We start from the raw sequence: 22,020 nt of genomic DNA on the forward strand, positions 1-22,020 counted from the left end.
TAGTCGACTCACGGCGGGACAGCCCGCTCATGATGTGATGCATCGCTCACGTTTCTTGGGGATTTCGTGGTCCACTACCCCTTGTTTACACAGCGTTAACATGAAACGCTTGATCCAGATGACCAAGGGGGCCCTCCAGGGCCCCTTTCCTATGTAAGCCCTAGTGAATATTTTCACAAAGGGTATTGACTTCCCAGGAATGGAGTGACTGATCAGCATGGATTGGCGTAACCGCGCGGCCTGCCTCGACAAGGACCCGGAGCTGTTCTTCCCCGTAGGCAATACTGGCCCCGCTCTTTTGCAGATCGAAGAAGCCAAGAGCGTCTGCCGCCGCTGCCCGGTCGTTGACACCTGCCTGCAGTGGGCACTGGAGTCCGGACAGGACGCCGGCGTGTGGGGCGGCATGAGCGAGGACGAGCGGCGCGCACTGAAGCGCCGCGCCGCCAGGGCCCGTCGCGCGTCCTAACGCGCACCACAGCAACGAAGGCACCCGAGCAAAAGCTCCACAAGATAAGGCGACGGCCGCGGACCCTACGGTCCGCGGCCGTCGCCTTTGTCGTGTTAGCGGTTTGCCAGACTCAGGACAATCTGCACCGCTGTGCCGCCGCCCTCGCGGGGCTGCCACTGGATGGTGCCGCCCAGCTCGCTCGTAACCAGCGTCCGGACAATTTGCAGCCCGAGGCCCTCCACATGGGGCGTCTCCGGCAGGCCAACGCCGTCGTCCGCCACGGTGACGGTGAGCAGTTCCTCATCGTCATCGCCGGCTGAACGGTCGGCGAGCAGCCACACCGTGCCGGTGCGTCCCTCCAGTCCGTGCTCGACGGCGTTGGTAACGAGTTCGTTGATCACCAGCGCCAGCGGCGTGGCGAAGTCGCTGGGAAGCTCACCGAACAAACCCGACCGCTGCGTCCGGACTTGCTGGGATGGTGAAGCCACTTCCGCGGAGAGGCGGAACTGGCGTCCGATCAGTTCATCAAAGTCGACGCTTTGGGTCAGCCCCTGGGAAAGCGTTTCGTGCACCAGGGCAATTGTTGCCACGCGCCGCATGGCCTGTTCCAGCCCCTGCTTTGCCTCGTCACTGACCATTCGACGGGACTGCATGCGCAGCAGCGCGGCAACGGTCTGCAGGTTGTTCTTGACCCGGTGGTGGATTTCACGGATCGTGGCATCCTTCGTGACCAGCTCCATCTCGCGGCGCCGGAGCTCGGACACGTCACGGCAGAGGACCAGCGCACCGAAACGCTGCTGCTCGTCGCGAAGCGGGATGGCGCGCAGCGACAGGCTGACGCCGCGGGATTCTATCTCGCTTCGCCACGGCATCCGCCCTGTGACAACAAGAGGCAGCGTCTCGTCCACCATGCGCCGGTCCTTCAGCAAACCCGCCGTGACTTCAGCCAGCGAGCGGCCTTCGAGGGATTCGCCGTCGCCGAGGCGCCGGAACGCGGAGACCCCGTTCGGGCTGGCGTACTGCACGATGCCCTCGGCGTCTAGGCGGATCAGGCCGTCACCAACGCGCGGGGCCCCGCGGCGGGAGCCTGTCGGCGAGGCGAAGTCCGGCCAGAGACCCAGCGTGCCCATGCGCAGCAGGTCATAGGCACACTGGCGGTACGTCAGCTCCAGCCTGGACGGCATCCGCGAGCTCGAAAGGTCCATGTGTGAGGTGACTACCGCCAGCGTCCGGCCGTTCCTGACCATTGGCACGGCTTCGACCCGCAGTGCCATGTCGCTGCTCCAGTTCGTCTCACTGGAACGTTCAATGGTGCGGCTCTCCCACGCCTTGTCCACCAGCGGCTGCAGGTCCGAGCGGATGCCCTCCCCGACGAAGTCGGCGTGGAACACCGTATGCGTCGTGGAGGGCCGGACGTGTGCCAAGGCAACGTAGCCGTGCTCCGGGTGGGGAAACCACAGGGCCAGGTCGGCAAACGCAAGGTCGGCCACCATCTGCCAGTCGCCCACCAGGAGGTGCAGCCATTCGGCATCCCCCGGCCCAAAATCAGCGTGCTCCCTGATGGGGTCCGTAAAGATTGCCACTGCACCTCCAGTTTTTCGACGGCGGGACCTTGTCCTAGCGTCGGACGATTGACCTCAAGAGCCTCAATGCTACCGAGAGCGAGGCCATGTCGTCCGCTTCGAGGGCGTTGACCTCATCGAACATGCTCTTCGCCCGGCCCAACTGTTCCGCATTCAGCTGCTCCCAGGCCATGAGCCTGTCCTCGGCCGGCGACCCTTCGTCCGTCGAATCCAGAACCGCCGTCGTCATGTCTGAGACGGTCGAGTAGAGGTCATCACGCAATGCTGCACGGGCCAGGGCCTGCCAGCGGTCCGCGCGGGGCAGGGAACTGATCCGCTCCAGCAGGGAGTCCACGTGGAACCGGTTGAACACCGTGTAGTAGACGTTGGCGATGTCCTCCACCGGCTCCTTGCGGCTGTGCGCGATTTTTGCGATGTCAAGAAGGACGAAGCTCTCGAACAGCTCTGCCCAGCGGTGGCCCAGGTCCTCGGGCAAGCCCCAGGAGCGTGCCTTCTCAAGCCAGGAGGCAACGCGCTCGCGGTCGTCACCGCGCAGGTAATCCAGCAGCCGTGCCCGCATGGGTTCCATCGGCGGCTGGAACTCGGCGACGATGTCGGCAATGGGCCGCGACGCGCTGCCCTGGGCGAGGACCCACCGCACCGAACGGTCCAGAAGCCGGCGGACATCAAGGTGGACGGTGCTCCAGTGCTCAGTCGGGAACGACGCAGGCAGGTCGTTGAGTTCGGCCACCATGACGTCGAGCTCGTAGATTTCCCGCAGTGCCACGAACGCCTTGGCCACAGCCACCTCGCTCGCCGAGGTCTCCTCCATGGTCCGGAAGGCAAAGGTGATGCCGCCCAGGTTGATCATGTCGTTGGCCACGACCGTCGCGATGATTTCCCGTCGCAGCGGATGGGTGTCCAGTTCGGCGTCGAACCTTTCCCGGAGCTGCACCGGGAAGTACTCACGAAGCGTCGTGCGGAACCACGGGTCGTCGGCCAGGTCGCTGTCGCGCAGTGCCGTCGCCAGTTCGATCTTGGCGTAGGCGGCCAGCACGGACAGTTCCGGTGAGGTGAGGCCCTGCCCCTGCTCCAGCCGTTCGCGCAGGACAGCGGTGGACGGCAGCGCCTCCAGATCCCGGTTCAGGTCCGCCGTCTTCTCCAGCCAGTCCATCAGCCGCTCGTAGCTCGGGCTCCACTCCGCGACCTTCTGGCGGTCATTCAGCAGCAGGATGTTCTGGTCGATGTTGTCTTCCAGGACCAGCCGGCCCACCTCGTCGGTCATCGCCGCGAGGAAGTCCGAGCGCTCGGCGGCGTCGAGCTTGCCGGCAGCCACCATCCGGTCCACGAAGATCTTGATGTTAACCTCATGGTCGGAGCAGTCGACGCCGGCGGAGTTGTCGATGGCATCCGTGTTCAGGATGACGCCCTGCAGCGCCGCTTCGATACGGCCCCGCTGCGTCATGCCGAGGTTTCCGCCCTCCCCCACGACCTTGACCCGAAGGTCGCGGCCATCCACCCGGATGGCATCGTTGGACTTGTCGCCCACCATGGCGTGCGTCTCAGAACTGGCTTTCACGTAGGTGCCGATGCCGCCGTTGTAGAGCAGGTCGGCGGGTGCGAGCAGGATGGCGCGCAGGAGTTCGGGCGGGCTGAGCTGTGTCGTGTCCTCGGGCAGCCCCAGCGCGGAGCGGACCTGAGCCGAGACCGGAATCGACTTGGCCTGCCTCGGGTAGACACCGCCGCCTTCGCTGATCAGGCTCTTGTCGTAGTCGTCCCAGGACGACCGGGGCAGCTCAAACAGCCGCTGGCGTTCCGTGTAGGAGGTTGCCTCGTCCGGGTTCGGATCGAGGAAAATGTGCCGGTGGTCGAAGGCCGCGAGCAGCCGGATGTGCTTGGACAGCAGCATGCCGTTGCCGAAGACGTCCCCGGACATGTCGCCGACGCCGACTACGGTGAAGGGCTCGGACTGGGTGTCCAGGTCCAGCTCGCTGAAGTGCCGCTTGACCGACTCCCAGGCGCCCCGGGCGGTGATTCCCATGGCCTTGTGGTCATACCCCACCGAACCGCCGGAGGCGAAGGCGTCGCCCAGCCAGAATCCGTACTCAGCGGCCAGTCCGTTTGCAATGTCAGAGAAGGATGCCGTGCCCTTGTCCGCCGCGACCACCAGGTAGGAGTCGTCGCCGTCGTGCCGCACAACGCTCGACGGCGGGACGAGCCGTTCGCCGTCGGCTTCCGTAACGAGGTTGTCCGTGATGTCCAGCAGTCCGCGGATGAACGTCTTGTAGCTTTCGACGCCCTCTGCCATCCAGGCCGACCTGTCTTTGGCCGGATCCGGCAGCCGCTTGGCGAAGAACCCGCCCTTGGCGCCCGTTGGAACGATGACGGCGTTCTTGACAGTCTGTGCCTTGACCAGACCCAGGATCTCCGTCCGGAAGTCTTCCCGACGGTCCGACCAGCGGAGCCCGCCGCGGGCCACCTTGCCGAAGCGCAGGTGAACGCCCTCGACCCGCGGAGAGTAGACCCAGATTTCGAACATGGGCCTTGGGAAGGGCAGTCCTTCAATGGTCGAGGGGTTGAGCTTGAAGCTCAGGTGCGGCTTGTCCTGGTAGAAGTTGGTGCGCAGCGTTGATTCGATCAGGTTCGTGAACGTGCGCACCACGCGGTCGGCGTCCAGGGTAGCGACGTCGTCGATCGACGTCGCCAGCTGGGCGCGGACGGTTGCCTGCTTCTGCGCCCGCTCGGCCTCGGGCAGGCTGGGATCGAAGCGAGCCTCGAACAGGGCAATGAGTCCGCGGGTGACCTCCGGATTGGCCAGCAGGGTATCGGCCATGAACTCAAACGAGTTGGTGTTTCCCATTTGCCGCATGTATTTGGCGTAGGCCCGCAGCACGATGACCTGCCGCCACGTCATGCCCTCGCGAAGCACCAGCCGGTCAAAACTGTCGGATTCGACACCGCCGGAGACCGCCGCCCCGAAGGAATCCGCCAGCAGCCGGCCGGTGGACACCGGGTCCACCCCGGCCGGGTACTTCAGTCCGAGGTCGTAAAGGAAGAAGTCCCGCCGGTCGGCGGTCTCGATCTCGAACGGCCGCTCGTCCAGCACCTCCAGCCCCAGGTTGTGGAAAAAGGGCAGGATCTGACTCAGGCTCTTCGGCTCCAGCATGTACAGCTTGACCCTGGCGTCCTCTTCGAGGGTGGCACCGGCGCCTTCGGGAAGATAGACATGGACTCCCGGCCGTTCCTGCCGCGCGCCAACAGTTCGCTCGGCCTCGGCCCCGTACTGTTCAAACCGTGCGATGTCCTCGAGGGCATCTTCGATTTCGTAGTCGACGCGGTAGCCGGCCGGGAAGGCCTCGGCCCAGATGGCCGCCAGTTCATTGGCGCCGTCGTCGGCGCTCCGCTCGCGAAGTACCTCGGCGATCCCTTCGCTCCAGGACCGGGCAGCACGGACGAGCCGCTTTTCCAGCGCGTCGGTGTTGACGTGGCTGACGTCCTCGCCCTTGGGCAGGCGAATGCGGAAGAACAGTCGGGCGAGGGCGGATTCGGTCATCCTCGCCTCGAAGTCAATGGACTCAGCGTGGAACGTCTCGCGGAGTTCCTGTTCGATCCTCAGCCGGACGTTGGTGGTGTACCGGTCACGAGGGAGGTAGACGACGGCGGACATGAACCGTCCGTAGATATCCGGCCGGAGGAACAGACGGGTCCGGCGCCGTTCCTGCAGCCGCTGGATTCCCGCCGCAGTGGCGGCGAGATCGGGAATTTCTATTTGGAAGAGCTCGTCGCGCGGGTACGTTTCCAGGATGCCCAGCAGGTCCTTCCCGGAGTGCGAGTCCGGCGGAAAACCGGCGCCGCGCAGCACGGCCTCGACCTTTTCCCGGACAATGGGGATGTTGCGCACCGAGTCGGTGTAGGCGCTGGTGGCAAACAGGCCGATGAACCGTTGTTCGCCGTTAACGTTGCCGGCGGCGTCGAAGCTTTTCACGCCGACGTAGTCCAGGTACGCAGGCCGGTGCACTGTTGAGCGGGAATTGGCCTTGGTGATAACCAGGGCGCGCTTCTCGCGGGCCTTGCGCCTGCCCGCGTCGGTGAGATGCTGCACCTGATGGGTATCGTGGTGCGCCCGCAGCAGACCCAGGCCGCTGTCCTCGCGCAGTTCCAGGACATCCTCGCCTTCTTCGTTGACCAGGTCGTATTCCCGGTAGCCGAGGAAGGTGAAGTTGCCCTCGTCGAGCCAGCGAAGCAAGTCCTGGGCCTGGCGCAACTCTGCGATCTGAGCCGCGTGCGCCACCTTGTCCAGGTCCTGGGCGATCTGCAGTGCCTTGTTGCGCATTTTCGGCCAGTCTTCGACAGCTGCCCGGACGTCTCCGAGGACTCGTTCCAGCCCTTCCTGCAGCCGGTCAGCGGCTTCGTCACCGGCGCGGCCGATCTCGACGGCAATCCAGGATTCCATGTGGGACGCATTGTCGCCCTGGGCGATCAGGTGGGACAGGACGGGCAGCGCTGCTGTGTCGCCGCTGGAGAGTCCGATGCTGGACGGGACCCTGTCCACCTTGACGAGTTCGTGGGTTTCGCGGTTGCGCGTGACCACGAACATGGGGTGCAGGACGAGGTGGATGGCCGAATTCTGCCGGACCAGCTCGGCGTTGACTGAATCCACCAGGAAAGGCATGTCGTCGGTGACGATGTACACAACGCTGCGGTCGCCCTCCGGAACGATCGAGATGTTGGCACTCCCCGGCCGGCGTTCAAATCCGACCGCGCGGTGCGTCTCAGCCCGGGCTGTCAGCAGCTCGTGCGGATAAGTGCGCGCGTCCTCCTCCGCCAGATGCTCGTAGTAGTCCGCAAAGAAGCCTTCATCGGCTCCGATTGAACGGGACTGATCCTCCACGCTGGACCCAGACGACATCGACACACGCCTCCATCACACAGTTTGCGGCTGCTTCCTTGCAGCCCTCACCGTGAGCCTAGCCCGTCAGCCCACCCCTTGCTGTAGAGGAGAACACAGAGGATCGGCGTTTTTGCTGGACAGGTGCACAAACCAATTCGGCGATCGCCGCGCGAAGCCGGGTGTCCGGAGCCGATTCAAGCAACAACGACCCGGATTGCAGCGCTGCGTCCGTTGCCCCGGGATCCCACGGAAGGAAGGCTTTAATGCTCGCCGACGGGCCAAACCGGTCCCACGCCTCGCGGAGCTGACGTTCCGGTGAGCGGCCCACAGCCGAGGCACGCACTTTGTTGAGCACCACCTCGGGGCTGGCCCCCGGCACTGCACCTTCCAGCTCCGCCAGCCCCCTTACCAAGCGGGGAACACCGACGGGATCCGCAGCGCCAACCGCGATCACGGTATCGGCCAGCTCAAGGCTCCTGAGCGTGGCGGCATTGCGGCGCGGTGCCATGGTGTCGAAACTCAGCTCCTCGTCAGCTTCCAGGCAGAAGCCGGCGTCGACCACGATGAAGTCGGCCACTTCCCGCGCCCGGTCCAGGACGATCGCCAGCGCGGCCGCCCGCAGCTCGGTCCAGCGGTCGGCCCGGGTAATTCCGGTCAGAACCCGGAAAGTGCCGGACGTGGCAGTAACCGGTACGGCGACACGGAGCAGTGCTTCCCGGTCCAGGAGGCCCTGGTCGGCCAGCCGGCAGGCCTGCGCCAAACCCGCCGCGTCGTCCAGCAGCCCGAGGACGCCCGCGACGCTGGCCCCGTAGCTGTCGGCGTCGACCAGCAGGACGGACTTTCCTTCCGCAGCCAGCTCCCCCGCGACATTGACGGCAACCAGTGTTCTGCCGGGTGCACCGGCCGGCCCCCACACCGCCAGAACCTTGCCGGTTCCGACAGGAGCCGGCTCCGATCCCGCGTCGGCAGCCTCCGGGCGCAGGGCCGCGCCGGCATCCGCGAAACCCGAGCTGTAACCGGGACCGGCGCCGGGAGCCAACCTTGCCGGGCTTGAGCACGCGTGCCTGCCGACGGCGTCGGCAATACTCTCCGCCAGTGCTGTGGATTCAACGGTCAAGGGCGCCGCGGTGACTCCGATCCCGCGGAGCCTCAAGCGCTCCTCAGGGCTGTCGGTCAGGGCAATGATCACTACGCCTACGGCGGCGAGCCTGTCCACGAGCGAGGCAGTCAGGTCCTGGCTTCCCTCGGCAACAACAGCCGCCCGGGCCAGCCCGCTCTGGCAGGCAGCCAGCAGTTCTGCGAGCTCCGCGCAGCGCCGGACTACTGTCACGGGACCATGGAGCCGCTCCAGTCCGCCCACCAGGTCTTCCTGCGATTCACCGACGGTGACAACTGGAATATTCACTTGGCGGCCCCGCCGGGATTCCACACCACGGAGATTTTGGCTTCGTTCGCCTGTGCGCCGAGGAGGGAGGCCATCTGCTCATTTCCCACCAGGACCATCAGGACCGTGGATTTGGAAGCGCCAAGGGCGGTGGATCCTTGTGAGACCTCCGCGATTTCGGCGCCCGGGAGCAGCAGCTTCGGTTCGGCAAAACCGTTCCGGGGGTCAGGCATGGAGACCCAGACGTCAACCCGGGTGCCGGCAACGGCCTGCTCCGGCAAGGCCTCCTGAACCGCGACGGCCACGGGTTTCCGGTCCAGGGCGTCGACACTGCCCAGGCTTTCACGGGGAACCAACTGGTCCTTGGCAATTCGCTGGACCGCCACCTGGCCGTCGGGAATGCCGGACGCAGCCGTGACGTAGTGCGCTTCAACGTCGCCCAGGCGCACCTTCACACGGCCGATGTTCTCAGGAGTCAGTTTCTGGCCGACGGCGATTGCCTCACGGGCGGCAAACACCTCCGTGGTCCGGTCCGCGCTGCTGACAAGTGCAACGACTCCGACAACTGAGGCCAGGACAAGGAGCACGCCCACCAGAAGCCTCGGGTCCTTCCAAGAAGGCTTCTTCAGCCGGGCTCCGGTCGCCGCCGTGCTTGCACTCATGCGTACTGCTCCCCCTTGACGCCTGGGCGCTTCAATCGCGCCGGTCATGATTATTGTTACGGCATGCCTGCTCAATCGGAAAGGTATTCGCGCAAACAACATCAAACTGTGGATAACAGCACCACCCGCGGCCGACGGTGGCACAATTGGACTATGCCCCGATTCCTTACGCTTGCAGATGTAGCCGAGCAGCTTCAGATCAATGCGCCGGCAGCGTATGCCCTCGTCCGCAGCGGCGAACTGAAGGCCATCCAGGTGGGGGGCCGCGGCCAGTGGCGGGTTGAAGAAAAGATGCTCGAGCAGTACATCGAAGAGCGTTATGCCGAGGCAAGCCGCATGATCCAAGAGGCCAAGTCCAAGTCGGTTTGAGCGCGGGCGGTTTCCGGGGCCGACGCTGCATTACTTTTCCCGGGCGGTCAGAGTTCCCCTCCGCGCCGTGAGCGGAGCGCGCCCAGGGCCCGAAACGGAACCGTAGCCACATCGGCAACCCGGCCAGCCCTCCGCGCTTCTCCGGGCAGCGTCACGGCGAGGTCAAAGAAGTCCCGCCCCACCCTGTCAATCACCCCCGACAGCTGCATATCCGGTGACCGTCCCGCTATCAGGACGGTGAGTTCTGCCCTGTCCCGCGCCAACCCCCGCAACGCGCTGGCAAGGCCGAGCCTCCGGCGCACGGGGGACGCCTCGCCCACCGCGAACCGCCCGAGTCCGGTGTAGTGGGCCACGGCGGCATACGGAACCAGCACCTGGTGCGCCGCTTCGTCGATGACCAGGCTCTCGGACCCCGCGTGGCTGAGGGTGCCGGCAAGCACCGGTCCCATGCTCAGATGGATGCCAATGCGGCAGCCGAGAGATCCTCGAAGCCTGTCATCGAGCGCGATGGCAGCCGCGTCCGCCCGGGAGCGCTCGGCAATATTGGACTCCAGGCTCAGGACCCCGGCCTCGGCAAGCTGCATCTCAAGATCCTGAAAGAGCGCATTCCATCGCATGGCGACAGCGTAGGCGCGCCGGCGAGGACGGTCAATTTATCCACAAACTTTTCTATCTCCATAGACAAGGGCGACCGTCCTGCCGCAAACTTGCTCCAACGGCACTAAACGCATCAAACTGCATCAAACTACATTAAAAATAGTGGTTGGGGGAAGTCATGGCTGTAGAGGTACAACGCCCGGTGGGGGCGGAAGCTGCCCTGGCGGTCGCTATCCTGGGGCTCGGAGTCTTTCTGGCTTTCACCGGGGCCGGGATCGTCGACCAGTGGAGGCGGTCCGCTGCACGCCAGGAAGTTTTGCATTTCGACGCGCTGATTGGCCTGCTGGCCCTCGCCGCCGGGCTGACAGTCATAGCCTGGTGGCTGCTGTCCTTGGCGACGGCCTTCGCATCGGCACTCCTGGAACGGACCGGGCACCATTCCGCCGCCCGCGCCACGGGACGATGCACCCCTGTTTTCATGCGCAGGCTGGCGATGGCCGCGGTGGGCGCGCAGCTTCTCGCCACACCGCTCGCACACGCGGATGCCCTGCCCGCCGGAGCCCTTTCCTCGGACAACGGATCGTCCCTGTCCGCAGCGTGGGCTCCCTCCGCAGCGTGGGCTCCCTTGGCTGGCGGGCAGCCGGGCCTGCCCGCCGGCGGCTCCGCGGGCTCCGGGCTCACGGAAAGATCCATCGTGGACGGCAGTGAACTCCAGCCTCAGTGGAAGCCGCGCGTCCCGGCTGTGGAACCTGGCCTTATCGTCCCACTGCCCGCCAGGGCAGCGGCTGAGCCGGCCAGTGCCCGCCGCGAGGTGCCCGTCCGAGCCGGGGAATCACTGTGGATCATCGCCGCGCGCGAGCTGGGACCCGGCGCTTCCGACGTGGATATAGCAGCCCGCTGGCCGCTCTGGTACCAGGCCAACCGGAACGTCATCGGAGCCGATCCCAACATCCTTCTCCCGGGCCAGATCCTCGGCCCTCCGCCGCCGTAAGCGGCGTTGGCATGTTTTCCTTCGCGCCACCCACCCCGCGGCGGCCGCCACTCCCGCGGCCTTCTCCCAAGTCAGCCCCTACCGAAGGACCGATCATGACTGCAGTAACCCCGATACGGCGTGCAGGAAACGCTGTTCTTGGGCCCGTACCGGCCGCTGCTCCCGGGCCCGCAGACGAGGCGCGCGAAATTTGCGCCATCACCAGGGCAACAGTCCAGGCCGCCGTTGAAGTCCTGGCGGGCACAAGGCCAATTCACCAGCTGGCACGGCGGCTGGACCAGCGCTGCCTCACCGTGCTCCAGCACCGGGCGGCCCTCACCCGGCGGGTGGCTGCCCGGGCTACCCGGAAAATGGGGCTGCTCCACCGCAACGCATCAGTCCGCTCGGTCCGTGCCTGCAAGGTGACGCCGGACGTGTATGAGGCCAGCGCCGTGGTGATCGATGAACTGCGGGTCCGGGCAGTCGCCGTCCGGCTGGAACGCAGCAAGAACGTCTGGCGCGTCACCGCACTGGAGATCGGCTGAAGCGAAAAGGAAGGGACCGGAGCATCTGCTCCGGTCCCTTCCCGTCTTATCCCCTGGCTAGCGCTTTTTCTTCTTCCCGTCGCGCCGGTCCTGGGAAGCAGCCTTGGCGGGGTTGCCCGAGCGACCCGCAGCCCGGCCCTCGATCCGGGTCTCGGCTCCGCCGTCCTCCCGGGGCGCGGTGTACTGCAGCTGGGCGGGCTTCTCCGGCGCTTCAAGACCGGCGGCGCGGATTTGCGGCTCGTGGTGTTCGGTGTGGCCGCCCGCGGCGTCGGCAACCACCACGTCTTCTGCCGGGGTGACTTCCACTTCGAGGTTGAAGAGGAAGCCGACGCTTTCCTCCCGGATGGCTTCCATCATGGACTGGAACATCGTGAAACCTTCACGCTGGTATTCCACCAGGGGATCACGCTGGGCCATGGCGCGCAGGCCGATGCCCTCCTTGAGGTAGTCCATCTCGTACAGGTGTTCCTGCCACTTCCGCCCGATGACGGAGAGCACAACACGCCGCTCGAGTTCGCGCATGCTCTCGGAGCCGATGGCGTCCTCGCGTGCCTGATACACCAGCTTGGCGTCAGACATGATCTCTTCCTTCAGGAACTCCACGGTGATGCGCGACTTGCCGCCAGCCTCGTCGATGACGTCGTGCGGCGTCACGGTGACGGGGTACAGCGTCTTGAGGTTGGTCCACAGCTGGTCGAAATCCCAGTCGTCACCGTTGCCTTCGGCGGTTGCTTCGTCAATCAGTGCGTTGATGGTGTCCTCCAGGAAGAACTGCACCTTTTCGTGAAGGTCGTCGCCTTCCAGGATCCGGCGGCGGTCGCCGTAGATGGCTTCGCGCTGGCGGTTGAGGACGTCGTCGTACTTGAGGACGTTCTTGCGCTGCTCGGCGTTGCGGCCTTCGACCTGCCCCTGGGCGGAGGCAATGGCACGCGAGACCAGCTTGGATTCCAGCGCCACGTCGTCGGGCACGGAGCTGTTCATCAGCCGCTCCGCTGCACCCGAGTTGAACAGGCGCATGAGGTCGTCGGTCAGCGAGAGGTAGAAGCGGGACTCGCCGGGGTCGCCCTGGCGGCCGGAGCGGCCGCGGAGCTGGTTGTCGATCCGGCGGGATTCGTGGCGCTCGGTTCCCAGCACGTACAGGCCGCCCAGGCCCAGGACTTCCTCGTGCTCGTCCTTGACGGCCTTCTTCGACGCCTCCAGCGCTCCCGGCCAGGCAGCCTCGTACTCGTCCGAGTTCTCCTCCGGGTCAAGTCCGCGCTGCGCCAGCTCGGCGATGGCGGTGAACTCGGCGTTGCCGCCCAGCATGATGTCGGTACCGCGGCCGGCCATGTTGGTGGCGACGGTGACAGCGCCCTTGCGTCCTGCCTGGGCCACGATCGCGGCTTCACGCGCGTGGTTCTTGGCGTTGAGGACCTCGTGCCGGATGCCCTCCTTCGCCAGCAGGCGGGAGAGGTACTCGCTCTTTTCGACGCTCGTGGTGCCCACCAGGACCGGCTGGCCCTTCTCGTGGCGTTCGGCGATGTCCCGGACCACGGCCTCGAACTTCACGACCTCGTTCTTGTACACGAGGTCGGACTGGTCGATCCGCTGCATGTCGCGGTTCGTGGGGATGGCCACCACGCCGAGCTTGTACGTGCTCATGAATTCGGCGGCTTCGGTCTCGGCGGTGCCGGTCATGCCGGAGAGCTTGTCGTACATGCGGAAGTAGTTCTGCAGCGTCACCGTGGCGAGCGTCTGGTTTTCAGCCTTGATCTCGACGCCCTCTTTGGCTTCGATCGCCTGGTGCATGCCCTCGTTGTAGCGGCGGCCGGCCAGAATACGGCCGGTGTGCTCGTCAACGATGAGGACCTCGCCGTCGAGGATGACGTAGTCCTTGTCCCGCTTGAACAGCTCCTTGGCCTTGATGGCGTTGTTCAGGAAGCCGATCAGCGGCGTGTTGGCGGACTCGTAGAGGTTCTGGATGCCGAGGTAGTCCTCAACCTTTTCGATTCCGCTTTCGAGAACCCCGACGGTGCGCTTCTTCTCGTCGACTTCGTAGTCCTTCTCCGGCTGCAGCCGGAGAACCACCTTGGCGAACTCGCTGTACCAGCGGTTGGTGTCGCCCTGGGCCGGGCCGGAAATGATTAGCGGCGTACGGGCTTCGTCGATGAGGATCGAGTCGACTTCATCGACCACCGCAAAGTTGTGGCCGCGCTGCACGAGTTCGGTCTTGTCCCAGGCCATGTTGTCGCGGAGGTAGTCGAAGCCGAATTCGTTGTTGGTGCCGTAGGTGATGTCGGCAGCGTACTGCTCGCGGCGGACGGAGGGGTCCTGGTTGGCGAGGATGCAGCCGCTGGTGAGCCCCAGGAAGCGGTAGACACGGCCCATGAGTTCGGACTGGTATTCGGCCAGGTAGTCGTTCACGGTGACGACGTGGACGCCTTTTCCGGTAAGGGCGTTGAGGTAGGCCGGAGCAGTGGCCACCAGCGTCTTGCCTTCACCGGTCTTCATTTCGGCGATGTTGCCCAGGTGCAGGGCAGCGCCACCCATGAGCTGGACGTCGAAGTGCCGCATCCCGAGTGTCCGGGATGACGCCTCACGCACCGCGGCAAAGGCTTCCGGCAGGAGGTCGTCGAGCTTCTCGCCGTCCTGGTGGCGCGCCCGGAGCCGGTCTGTTTCTTCACGCAGTTCCGCATCCGTGAAGGTTTGGAATGAGTCTTCAAGGGCGTTAATGGAATCAGCATAGTTCCGCAGTTGCCGCAGGAGCTTCTTGTCACCTGTGCGGAGAATTTTTTCGATTAGTGATGCCACGTGAAGTTGCTCCCAGTCTCATGCTGCCGAATTCTGGCGTGATTTAGTCTACGGGAGAGACACACGGCACGTTGCCCCTGTTCCCTCACAGCGGATAGCCGTCAATGGCGGCCGCCACCGCGGGGGCAAGGTCCCCCAGCGGCGAGACGGCTACGCCGTCCAGGCCCAGCCAACCTGCCATCAGGTGCAGTTCGGCGGCGAGTTCGACGGCGGTGTCCGCCGGAGCGTCCGGCTCACCGAAGCACGCCTTGGCAAGCAGCAGCCCCGCTGCCCGGTCTGCTTTAAGGTCCACCCTGGCCACAATGCGGTCGCGTAGCAGGAATGGGAGCACGTAATAGCCAAACCGGCGTTTGGCCGCCGGGGTGTAAATTTCGATCCGGTAGTGAAACCCGAAGAGCTCTTCAAGCCTGCGCCGTTCAAACACCAGCGAATCGAATGGGCTGAGCAGCGCCCTGCCGGCTGCCCGGCGTGGCAGTCGGGCCTGGGCGTGGCGGTACACGTTCCGGTCCCAGCCCGCCACCGTCACCGGTTCCAGGCGTCCGGCATCAACCAAGCGTTGAACAGAGACCGCGGCTGCCTTTATCGGAGTCCTGAAGTAGTCCGCAAAGCACCGCACGGTCCCGATACCGTGCGCCTGCGCCGCCGCATCGATGAGCCTGTCCATGGCGGCCGAAGGCTCGGGTACCGCTTCGGGGTCGTGGCCGGGCAAAACCTGCCGGGTCAGGGCGTACTGCCGTTCGAACTGGTCCGTCCTTGACGCGGACGAGACGACCCCCTCTTCAAACAGGTGCTCCAGCACGCGCTTGACGGCGTTCCAGTTCCAGCCCCAGTCGACGTGCTTGCGGTCCTCAACGTGCCCGAGCCTGGCGGTGAGTTCGGCGGCCGTCATTGGCCTGCCGTCGGCGAGCGCAGCCAGTACCCTGCCGGTCACACCGGAACGCAGCCCCGGGTCCATCCCCGAAGCCCCGACCCACCTGCGGTTCTGCCACACCACCAGGTCCTGGAAGTGTTCCGGCCGAATGTAGCTGGCTTCGTGCGCCCAGTACTCCACCATCCGCCGGGGGTGCCTGCCTGCCATTTGCTGGAGGATGGAGCGGTCGTAGTCGCCGAGCCTGGAAAAGAACGGGAGGAAATGGCTCCGGGCCAGAACGTTGACCGAATCGATCTGAACGAGTTGAATCCGGGCAAAGGTCCGGCCCACCGCCCGTGAGGTCACGGGGCCGGCGGGCCGTCCTTTGTCCAGTCCCTGGGCTGCCAGTGCGATCCGCCGCGCCTGCGAGAGGCTCAGCGATGCACCCATGTCAGCCCTTTCGTTGCCTGGGCACCATCTTAGGCAGTTGCGGCCGCATCATCCGAGCGGTACGCAAGGATTTTCTCCTCATGCGTGTTCTCGCCGGGTTCGCAGTAGTGGTCCAGGGTGATGACCCCGTATGTCCAGCCGCGGCGCCGGTATACAACCGATGGCGCGTTCGTGGCCTTGTCCACGAAAAGGTAAAAGTCGTGACCGATAAGTTCCATGTTGTCCACGGCGTCGTCAAGGGTGAGGGACGCGGCCGGGAACACTTTGCGCCGGATCAGTACCGGCGAGTCGCCGGCGGGGATGTCATTGTCGACGTCGTACGGCGATTTCTCAGCCGGTTGCGGGGCAGCCTGGGTGTTGTTGCTCGCTTCGACGTAGATCGGCTGGTTGGAGCTCGCGGGCTCCAATGTTGCAGTTGCCTCGCGTACGGCCTTGGGCGTGTGCCGCCCGTGGTGGACCTTCTTGCGGTCCTTGGCCCTGCGCAGCCGCTCAAGCAGCTTGTTGTAGGCGAGGTCGAACGCGGCGAACTTATCTGCGGCGCTTGCTTCGGCACGGATCACGGGGCCTCGGCCCAGGACTGTCACTTCAACCGTGAGCTGGTCACCGGTCTGCCGCGCATTTGTTTCCTTTGAAACCTTCGCGTCGACCCTCTGGACCTTGTCCCCAAGCGATTCGATCTTCGAGATCTTCTCGCCGGCGTATTCGCGGAATCGGTCCGAGACCGTCAGATTTCGTCCGCTAATCATGAACTCCATGGTGCCCTCCAAATGACTTCGGTGACACGACGGCGGCACTTCCGGGGGACGATCTGATTGACAGTCGAGCCCCTTTCCGAGCCGCTATCGAAAGGTACAACTGATCTTGGTACCCATATCCGACGTTAGTTCATAGCAACAAGTTATTCATCCTTTCGCAGTTTATTTTTTTCTATGTCTCAGCTACGGTCCAGGTAGTCCCCAGGATGCGGGACTGCGCCGGTCCAGCCGCCGCATCGGGTGCGCGGGTGGCGGCCAGGACAACGGCGCCGCGCACAACTCCGCCAGCTTCGTGGATGGCCCGGGCAGCCTCCGCCAAGGTGGCGCCGGTGGTCAGGACGTCGTCGACAATGATGCACGGTCTCCCCCGCAAAGAGCGTCCGCGGGCTCCCCGCACGGCGCGCATGGAGCCGCGGACCTTTCGGGACCTGTCTCCCCTGCCGAGTCCCTTCTGCCCACCGGACAGGCCGCTTGCGGTCAGACCACTTCCGGGTCCCGGATTCCTGACCTTGCGCAGTGCATCAGTGCATTCCGGGTGGCGTCCGTCGACGCTTCGCCTGACGCCGGCCAACAACAGATGGACGGGACTGAACCCGCGTTTCCGGTAGGCACTGCCGCTGCTCGGGACCGGAACAAACACCATAGCGTCCGTTCCCGCGTGGGCTGCTGCGAGTGCGCCGGCCAATACCTTCGACAGCACGGTCCGCAGCTGGCCCTGGCCGTGGCGCTTGAAGGCCAGGATCGACTGGGAGAGCTCCTCGCGGTAGATGCCCGCCGCCACCACAGGAAGGATGACCGAGCCGTCGGTGTCCATGAGTGCGGGCGCCCCAGTCTCTGCCCGGAAGGGACGGCGGGTGAGCATCCGGAGCCTGCGCTCGCAGCCGGCACACAGGGCCAGATCCTCCTTGCCGCAGCAGACGCACTCCACCGGCAGCGCCAGGGCCACGATGTCGGCCGCAGCCCCGGCCAGCAGGTCCCAGGCCTGCAGGAGGCGCTGACGGTGCTCCCCCCGGTGGCGGGCGTGCCACAGCGGCTGGGCCAGGAGGTCCGGATCCGCCGAAGTCCTCTGGCCGTCTCGCGTCCTACGGCTCTCCACGGTTCAAGGGTGGTGCAACGGCGCCAGCCAGCAAAAGAGCAAGATGCCTCCATGTGGAAAAACGCCCTACCCAGGAAGGGCGGGGAACGGTCAGCCGGGGAAGGACGGGTCCGTGGGTCCCCTCAGCTGCGCCGACCACCCGTTGCCGAGCCTCTGGAAGATGCCGTCCCTGGACTGGGCGTAGATTTCCTCGGGGCCGTTGCCTGCGCTGAGGGCAACCAGCCCCGGCCACGGAGCCAGCTTCTGCGGCTGGGAGGCGGTGAGCGAGAGAAGTTCAGGGGTCACGTTGGACGTTGAAGCGCCCTTCATCACCACAACGGTGGTGTCATTCACCCATACGCCCTGGTCGGGATTTCCACTGGACTGCAGCGTGACAGGCGCCGTCAGTTCCTTAGGCGTGCCGTCGGCACTGCGGATGATTCCCGTCACCTGCACGCGTGTCTCCCCGTTCTGCTCGGAGATGACCAGTGCCCGGACCCCTTCCCGGGATACCCGGAAATCCTTCACGTTGCGGCCGGCCAGCCAGGAGGGGGTCAGCGTGACGGTCGGCACCGGTGCGCCCTGGGCCACGCCGGTGGGACGGAAGGCCGTGATTTCGGTTACGCCCTGGGCTCCGGGGCCGGCGGTCCAAAGCCAGTCGTGCAGGCTGAACGACGGGTGCGTCAGCGTGCTGCGTGTGGTCAGGGCGCGCGCGGGCTGGCCTGGCACTATCGAATAGAGGGTGCTGCGGCTGCCGTTCAAGAACGCCACCGTCTGCGAGATCGGCGATTCAGCAGGCGAACGCGGTTTCAGCCCCGCCACCGGCTGCATGTCGGGCAGCGGCGACACCCTGTTGTTCTCATACCGCACCAGCTCGTTGTTGCTGATGGCGATCTGGCGCGCGGGGGCATTTCTGTTCTGGACCGGGGGCAGGACTGAACCGTTGTCCTCCACGCGGACAAGGTCCTGGTTCGCCCGCAGCTCCACGTTGATGACGTCCGGCTGGCTGCGGAACGTCAGGGCCAGCTGCGTCTGCATCCTCAGTCTGTCCTCGGTGGAGGCCTCGGTCAGCTCCTTGGCCGACAGGTCAACCTGTGCTGCGCCCGAAACTACGGGCACCGATTCCCTGGCGAGTTTCATCCCGGAGGGGAACGCGCTGACCACGGCGCCCTTCAGATACGGGGCGGGTCCGCCGAGCAGGGCGCTCGTCATGGCCTTCACCGTTTTCTTCTTGATGAACCAGCGCACATCCGGAACGGCATACGTGAAGCTGGGGTCGTAGAAGTAGATGGGATAGGCACCGTAGATGACCTTGAAGGTCTCCTCCGGAATGGCGGTGCCGTCCGGGATCTTGGAGATGCGCCATTCGCCGTCAACCTGCACCAGCGTCACGGGGATGTTCTCCTTGGTTCCCTCCGGCATCGGGGTGGCCACGCCGTCGGAATCCACTGAGTACGCGACGTCCAGTTCGTAGTTATAGACGCCCTCGACGCCGGTTTTCACCACGCGCTCGGAGCGGAATACGAGTGTCCGCTGGTCCGGCTTCCAAGCAACGGAGGAAGCCTGGGTCAGGTACTGCCGCGCCACGGCGTAGTCATCCTCATACCCGCTGCCTGCCAGGTAGAAGTCCTCAATGACCGCTTCGGGACTGGATCCGGTGCGCGGCGCGACCGGAAAGAATACCGGGGCGTTGGGATTTCCTGCGCTTTCGTCCGTGCTCTTCCCAACAGGCCCGGACCGCGGAATCTGGGCGCAGGATGCCAGGAACAGCAGAATGACGGCCAGCAGTCCTGCGGCAAGCCCGCGGGCGGCCGGGCGCACCCGGCTCACGAACGCTCCCCCGTGCGTGCTGCCTCCGGTTGGCGGGCCGCCGAGGCCGCAGCGGGCTCGGCGGCCTCGGCCGGCGAAGCGGCAGTGTCGGAATTGCCTTCCACGGCGGTGGCGTTGCCTGCGGCAGCGGAGTCTTTCGGGCCAGGGTTTTTGGGCGCGGATCCCTCCGGCGCGGGGGTGGCGCCGGGGCCCAGCACAAGGACACTGTGGTCGCCGGGCCTGCCGAGCCCCACGTCTGCAGGTTCAAGGGGCAGCGGCGACTTTGTGATGGTGCCGCCCTGTTTAAGCGGGAGTGTGAGCCTGAAGTTGGAGCCGACTCCGGTGTTCCCCCAGGCCTGGAGCCAGCCGTTGTGCAGTTTGGTGTCCTCGGTGGCAATGGACAGGCCCAGCCCGCTGCCGCCGGTGGTGCGGGCCCGGGCGGGATCGGCGCGCCAGAAGCGGTCGAAGACGCGTGCCGCCTCGGCAGGACTCATGCCGATTCCGTGGTCCCTGACGGTGACGGCGACAGCGTCCGCATTGGAGGCGACAGAGATGTTGACGGGCCGGCCTTCGCCGTGTTCGAGGGCGTTCAGGATCAGGTTCCGCAGGATGCGGTCAATGCGCCGGGAGTCCATTTCCACCACGACGCTGCCTTCCGGCGCATTCAGCTGCATCTTCGAGCCGTACTCTTCGGCGACGGGGGCCGCGCCCTCCATCACGTGCGAGATGAGCTGGACGATGTCCGTCGCCTCGGCATCGAGCATGGCCACGCCGGCGTCGAACCTTGAAATTTCCAGCAGGTCCGCCAGCAGCGACTGGAACCTCTCCACCTGGTTGTAGAGCAGTTCGGCGGACCTCTTGTTGATGGGGTCGAAGTCGTTGCGGGCGTCGTACAGCACCTCAGCGGCCATCCGGACGGTGGTCAGCGGGGTCCGGAGCTCATGGGACACGTCGGAAACGAACCGCTGCTGCATCTGGGACAGCGTGGCCAGCTGGGTGATCTGCTCCTGCAGGCTCGCGGCCATGTGGTTGAACGAGGCACCGAGGCGTGCCACCTCGTCTTCCCCCTTGACCACCATGCGCTCCTGCAGCTGGCCTGCTGCCAGCTTTTCCGAGACCACCGCCGCGTGGCTGACAGGACTCACCACGTTGCGCGTAACGTACCAGGCGATGCCGCCGATCATGAGGATCAGCGCAGCGCCACCGGCCCAGAGGACATTCTGGATTTCGTTCAGGGTCTGCTGTGCCGTGTTGAGGTCGTAGATCAGATAAAGCTCGTACACCGTGCCGTTGAACGTCACCTTGTTGCCGACGGCGATGCCCGGCCGGTCTTCGGTTCCCACCGGGAACTCCGTGGACGCCCAGAACTGCTCCTTGCCGGAGTCCTGGACTGCCGCCCGGAGGTCCGGGGGGATGACGCTGATGGTCAGCTGGTCGGATGCGCGCGACTCCACCCACCGGTTGCGGGGCTTGGTCTGCTCCGGCATCGCCTCAAATACGTAGCGGCGCTGGATCACCGAGCCCTTGCCCTCAACGGCGTTGAGGGTGTCATAGACGAGCGTGATCACGCTGGACTGGTCGGTGACCTGAGCGCCGTCGAACGTGTCCTGCACCTGCTTGACGTTGTAGCGGGTCTCGGACTCCGCCTGCGTCAGCCGTTCGTGGAACAGGTTGTTGGCAATCTGGTTGGACAGGTAAGCGCCGACGATCGCGAACGAACTGATGGACAGCAGCAGCGTGGTCAGGACGGTGCGGAACTGCAGCGACCGGCGCCACCGCCGCTGCAGCGAATGCAGCAGATACCGGATGCCGGGAAAGATACGGTCGACGCCGGTGCGCACCAGGCGGCCGACGCGCAGCACGACGATGAGGGCGCGGCGCCGCCAGATCCGGGCCCGCAAAGGCAATCCCGCGAGCCCGGCGCCGAAGGCGTCGGTGTGCTCCGGGCCTGGACGCGAAGCCGGTTTTCGAGAGCCGTCCCGGGCGTTTTCTGCCGCGGGAGAGTTCCCGCTGGGGCCGGATCCGGATCCCACGGGCGACTCAGGGGGATTCTGGCCCTGGGGTTCAGGACCCTGCTTTGTAGCCGACACCACGAACCGTCATTACAACTTCCGGAGCTTCCGGATCACGTTCAATCTTGGACCGCAGTCGCTGGACATGGACATTGACCAGCCGGGTGTCAGCCGCGTGCCGGTAGCCCCAGACCTGCTCAAGAAGCAGCTCACGGGTGAATACCTGCCAGGGCTTGCGTGCCAGGGCAACCAGGAGATCGAATTCGAGCGGGGTTAGTGAAATCCGCTCGTCGCCGCGGCTCACCAGGTGGCCGGCGACGTCGATGGTGATGTCCGCGATGCGCAGCGTTTCGGGCGCCTTCTGGTCACCGGGCCGCAGGCGCGCCCTCACCCGCGCAACAAGTTCCGCCGGCTTGAAGGGCTTGGGCACGTAATCGTCGGCACCCGACTCCAGTCCCCTGACCACATCGGAGGTGTCCGATTTGGCCGTCAGCATGACGATCGGCACGTCCGACTCGGAGCGGATCTGCCGGCATACCTCGATGCCGTCCGTTCCCGGCAGCATCAGGTCGAGGAGCACGAGATCCGGCTTTGACGAGCGAAAGACGTCCAGAGCCTGTCCGCCGTCCGCGCAAAAGACGGGCTCAAAGCCGTCGTTGCGCAGGACAATGCCGATCATTTCTGCGAGCGCCTCGTCATCATCAACCACCAGAATGCGTGCCTTCATAGTTATATATTCCCTTATTGCTGTTGCTTTGTCCTATTGATGGAGTTTTCGGCGGGGCGCGTGCCGGGGTGCCGGACACGGCTGCCAGCGGTCCGCCGCAGCCCGAACCGGCCGGAAGCTAGGA

16 protein-coding genes are annotated in these 22,020 nt (G+C 65.3%); 4 read left to right on the top strand and 12 right to left on the bottom strand.

The features are described 5' to 3' along the window. The first annotated feature begins 217 nt into the window (after positions 1 to 217). Complete coding sequence (locus ACHMXB_RS09550; RefSeq protein ID WP_003804966.1) at positions 218 to 466, top strand: WhiB family transcriptional regulator; 249 nt, start codon at positions 218 to 220, stop codon at positions 464 to 466. 95 nt (positions 467 to 561) lie between these two features. Here ACHMXB_RS09550 and ACHMXB_RS09555 read toward each other — a convergent pair whose 3' ends face one another. The 4 genes from ACHMXB_RS09555 to ACHMXB_RS09570 are packed head-to-tail and all read right to left on the bottom strand — an operon-like array spanning position 562 to position 8,947. Beyond that, entirely contained in the window at positions 562 to 2,031 is a 1,470-nt protein-coding gene (locus ACHMXB_RS09555; protein WP_111905820.1) for a sensor histidine kinase, read from the bottom strand. A gap of 34 nt (positions 2,032 to 2,065) precedes the next feature. Further along, on the bottom strand, positions 2,066 to 6,919 hold the full coding sequence (locus ACHMXB_RS09560) for an NAD-glutamate dehydrogenase (protein WP_395404746.1): 4,854 nt from the start codon (positions 6,917 to 6,919) through the stop codon (positions 2,066 to 2,068). 58 nt (positions 6,920 to 6,977) lie between these two features. Beyond that, positions 6,978 to 8,306: a CpaE family protein gene (locus tag ACHMXB_RS09565; RefSeq protein WP_395404748.1), complete on the bottom strand. Its 1,329-nt coding sequence runs from the start codon at positions 8,304 to 8,306 to the stop codon at positions 6,978 to 6,980. Next, positions 8,303 to 8,947 carry a hypothetical protein gene (locus ACHMXB_RS09570; protein WP_395404750.1) on the bottom strand — a complete coding sequence of 215 codons (645 nt, stop codon included), beginning with the start codon at positions 8,945 to 8,947 and terminating at the stop codon, positions 8,303 to 8,305. The genes ACHMXB_RS09565 and ACHMXB_RS09570 overlap by 4 nt, the downstream gene beginning before the upstream one ends. A 153-nt stretch (positions 8,948 to 9,100) precedes the next feature. Between ACHMXB_RS09570 and ACHMXB_RS09575 the strand changes: the two genes are divergently transcribed. After that, positions 9,101 to 9,316, top strand: coding sequence for a helix-turn-helix domain-containing protein (locus ACHMXB_RS09575; protein ID WP_043419585.1), 216 nt, complete (start codon positions 9,101 to 9,103; stop codon positions 9,314 to 9,316). A 47-nt stretch (positions 9,317 to 9,363) separates the two neighbouring features. Here ACHMXB_RS09575 and ACHMXB_RS09580 read toward each other — a convergent pair whose 3' ends face one another. Next, positions 9,364 to 9,933: a hypothetical protein gene (locus ACHMXB_RS09580; protein ID WP_395404752.1), complete on the bottom strand. Its 570-nt coding sequence runs from the start codon at positions 9,931 to 9,933 to the stop codon at positions 9,364 to 9,366. A 158-nt stretch (positions 9,934 to 10,091) separates the two neighbouring features. Between ACHMXB_RS09580 and ACHMXB_RS09585 the strand changes: the two genes are divergently transcribed. Both ACHMXB_RS09585 and ACHMXB_RS09590 read left to right on the top strand, forming a co-directional pair. Continuing rightward, entirely contained in the window at positions 10,092 to 10,904 is an 813-nt protein-coding gene (locus ACHMXB_RS09585; protein ID WP_395404754.1) for a LysM peptidoglycan-binding domain-containing protein, read from the top strand. A 95-nt stretch (positions 10,905 to 10,999) separates the two neighbouring features. Next, positions 11,000 to 11,428: an Rv3235 family protein gene (locus ACHMXB_RS09590; protein WP_395404756.1), complete on the top strand. Its 429-nt coding sequence runs from the start codon at positions 11,000 to 11,002 to the stop codon at positions 11,426 to 11,428. A gap of 57 nt (positions 11,429 to 11,485) precedes the next feature. On the opposite strand, the gene secA is transcribed toward ACHMXB_RS09590, so the two are convergent. From secA to mtrA, 7 genes are all read right to left on the bottom strand, one after another. Next, positions 11,486 to 14,218, bottom strand: coding sequence for a preprotein translocase subunit SecA (gene secA / locus ACHMXB_RS09595; RefSeq protein WP_395404758.1), 2,733 nt, complete (start codon positions 14,216 to 14,218; stop codon positions 11,486 to 11,488). 85 nt (positions 14,219 to 14,303) lie between these two features. Then, a complete protein-coding gene (locus ACHMXB_RS09600; RefSeq protein WP_395404760.1) occupies positions 14,304 to 15,518 on the bottom strand; it encodes a winged helix-turn-helix domain-containing protein in 1,215 nt (404 codons plus the stop codon). Between the two features lie 29 nt (positions 15,519 to 15,547). Then, a complete protein-coding gene (gene hpf, locus ACHMXB_RS09605; RefSeq protein ID WP_190601938.1) occupies positions 15,548 to 16,273 on the bottom strand; it encodes a ribosome hibernation-promoting factor, HPF/YfiA family in 726 nt (241 codons plus the stop codon). A 172-nt stretch (positions 16,274 to 16,445) separates the two neighbouring features. Then, complete coding sequence (locus tag ACHMXB_RS09610; RefSeq protein WP_395404762.1) at positions 16,446 to 17,369, bottom strand: ComF family protein; 924 nt, start codon at positions 17,367 to 17,369, stop codon at positions 16,446 to 16,448. A 90-nt stretch (positions 17,370 to 17,459) separates the two neighbouring features. Further along, positions 17,460 to 19,169 carry an LpqB family beta-propeller domain-containing protein gene (locus ACHMXB_RS09615; RefSeq protein ID WP_395405219.1) on the bottom strand — a complete coding sequence of 570 codons (1,710 nt, stop codon included), beginning with the start codon at positions 19,167 to 19,169 and terminating at the stop codon, positions 17,460 to 17,462. A 5-nt stretch (positions 19,170 to 19,174) separates the two neighbouring features. Continuing rightward, entirely contained in the window at positions 19,175 to 21,064 is a 1,890-nt protein-coding gene (gene mtrB / locus ACHMXB_RS09620) for an MtrAB system histidine kinase MtrB (RefSeq protein ID WP_395405221.1), read from the bottom strand. Positions 21,065 to 21,221: 157 nt separating this feature from the next. Then, entirely contained in the window at positions 21,222 to 21,896 is a 675-nt protein-coding gene (gene mtrA, locus ACHMXB_RS09625; protein WP_003804986.1) for an MtrAB system response regulator MtrA, read from the bottom strand. Positions 21,897 to 22,020: the final 124 nt, after the last annotated feature.

The sequence above is a fragment of the Arthrobacter sp. UC242_113 genome (genome assembly GCF_044054585.1).
Lineage (GTDB): Bacteria > Actinomycetota > Actinomycetes > Actinomycetales > Micrococcaceae > Arthrobacter.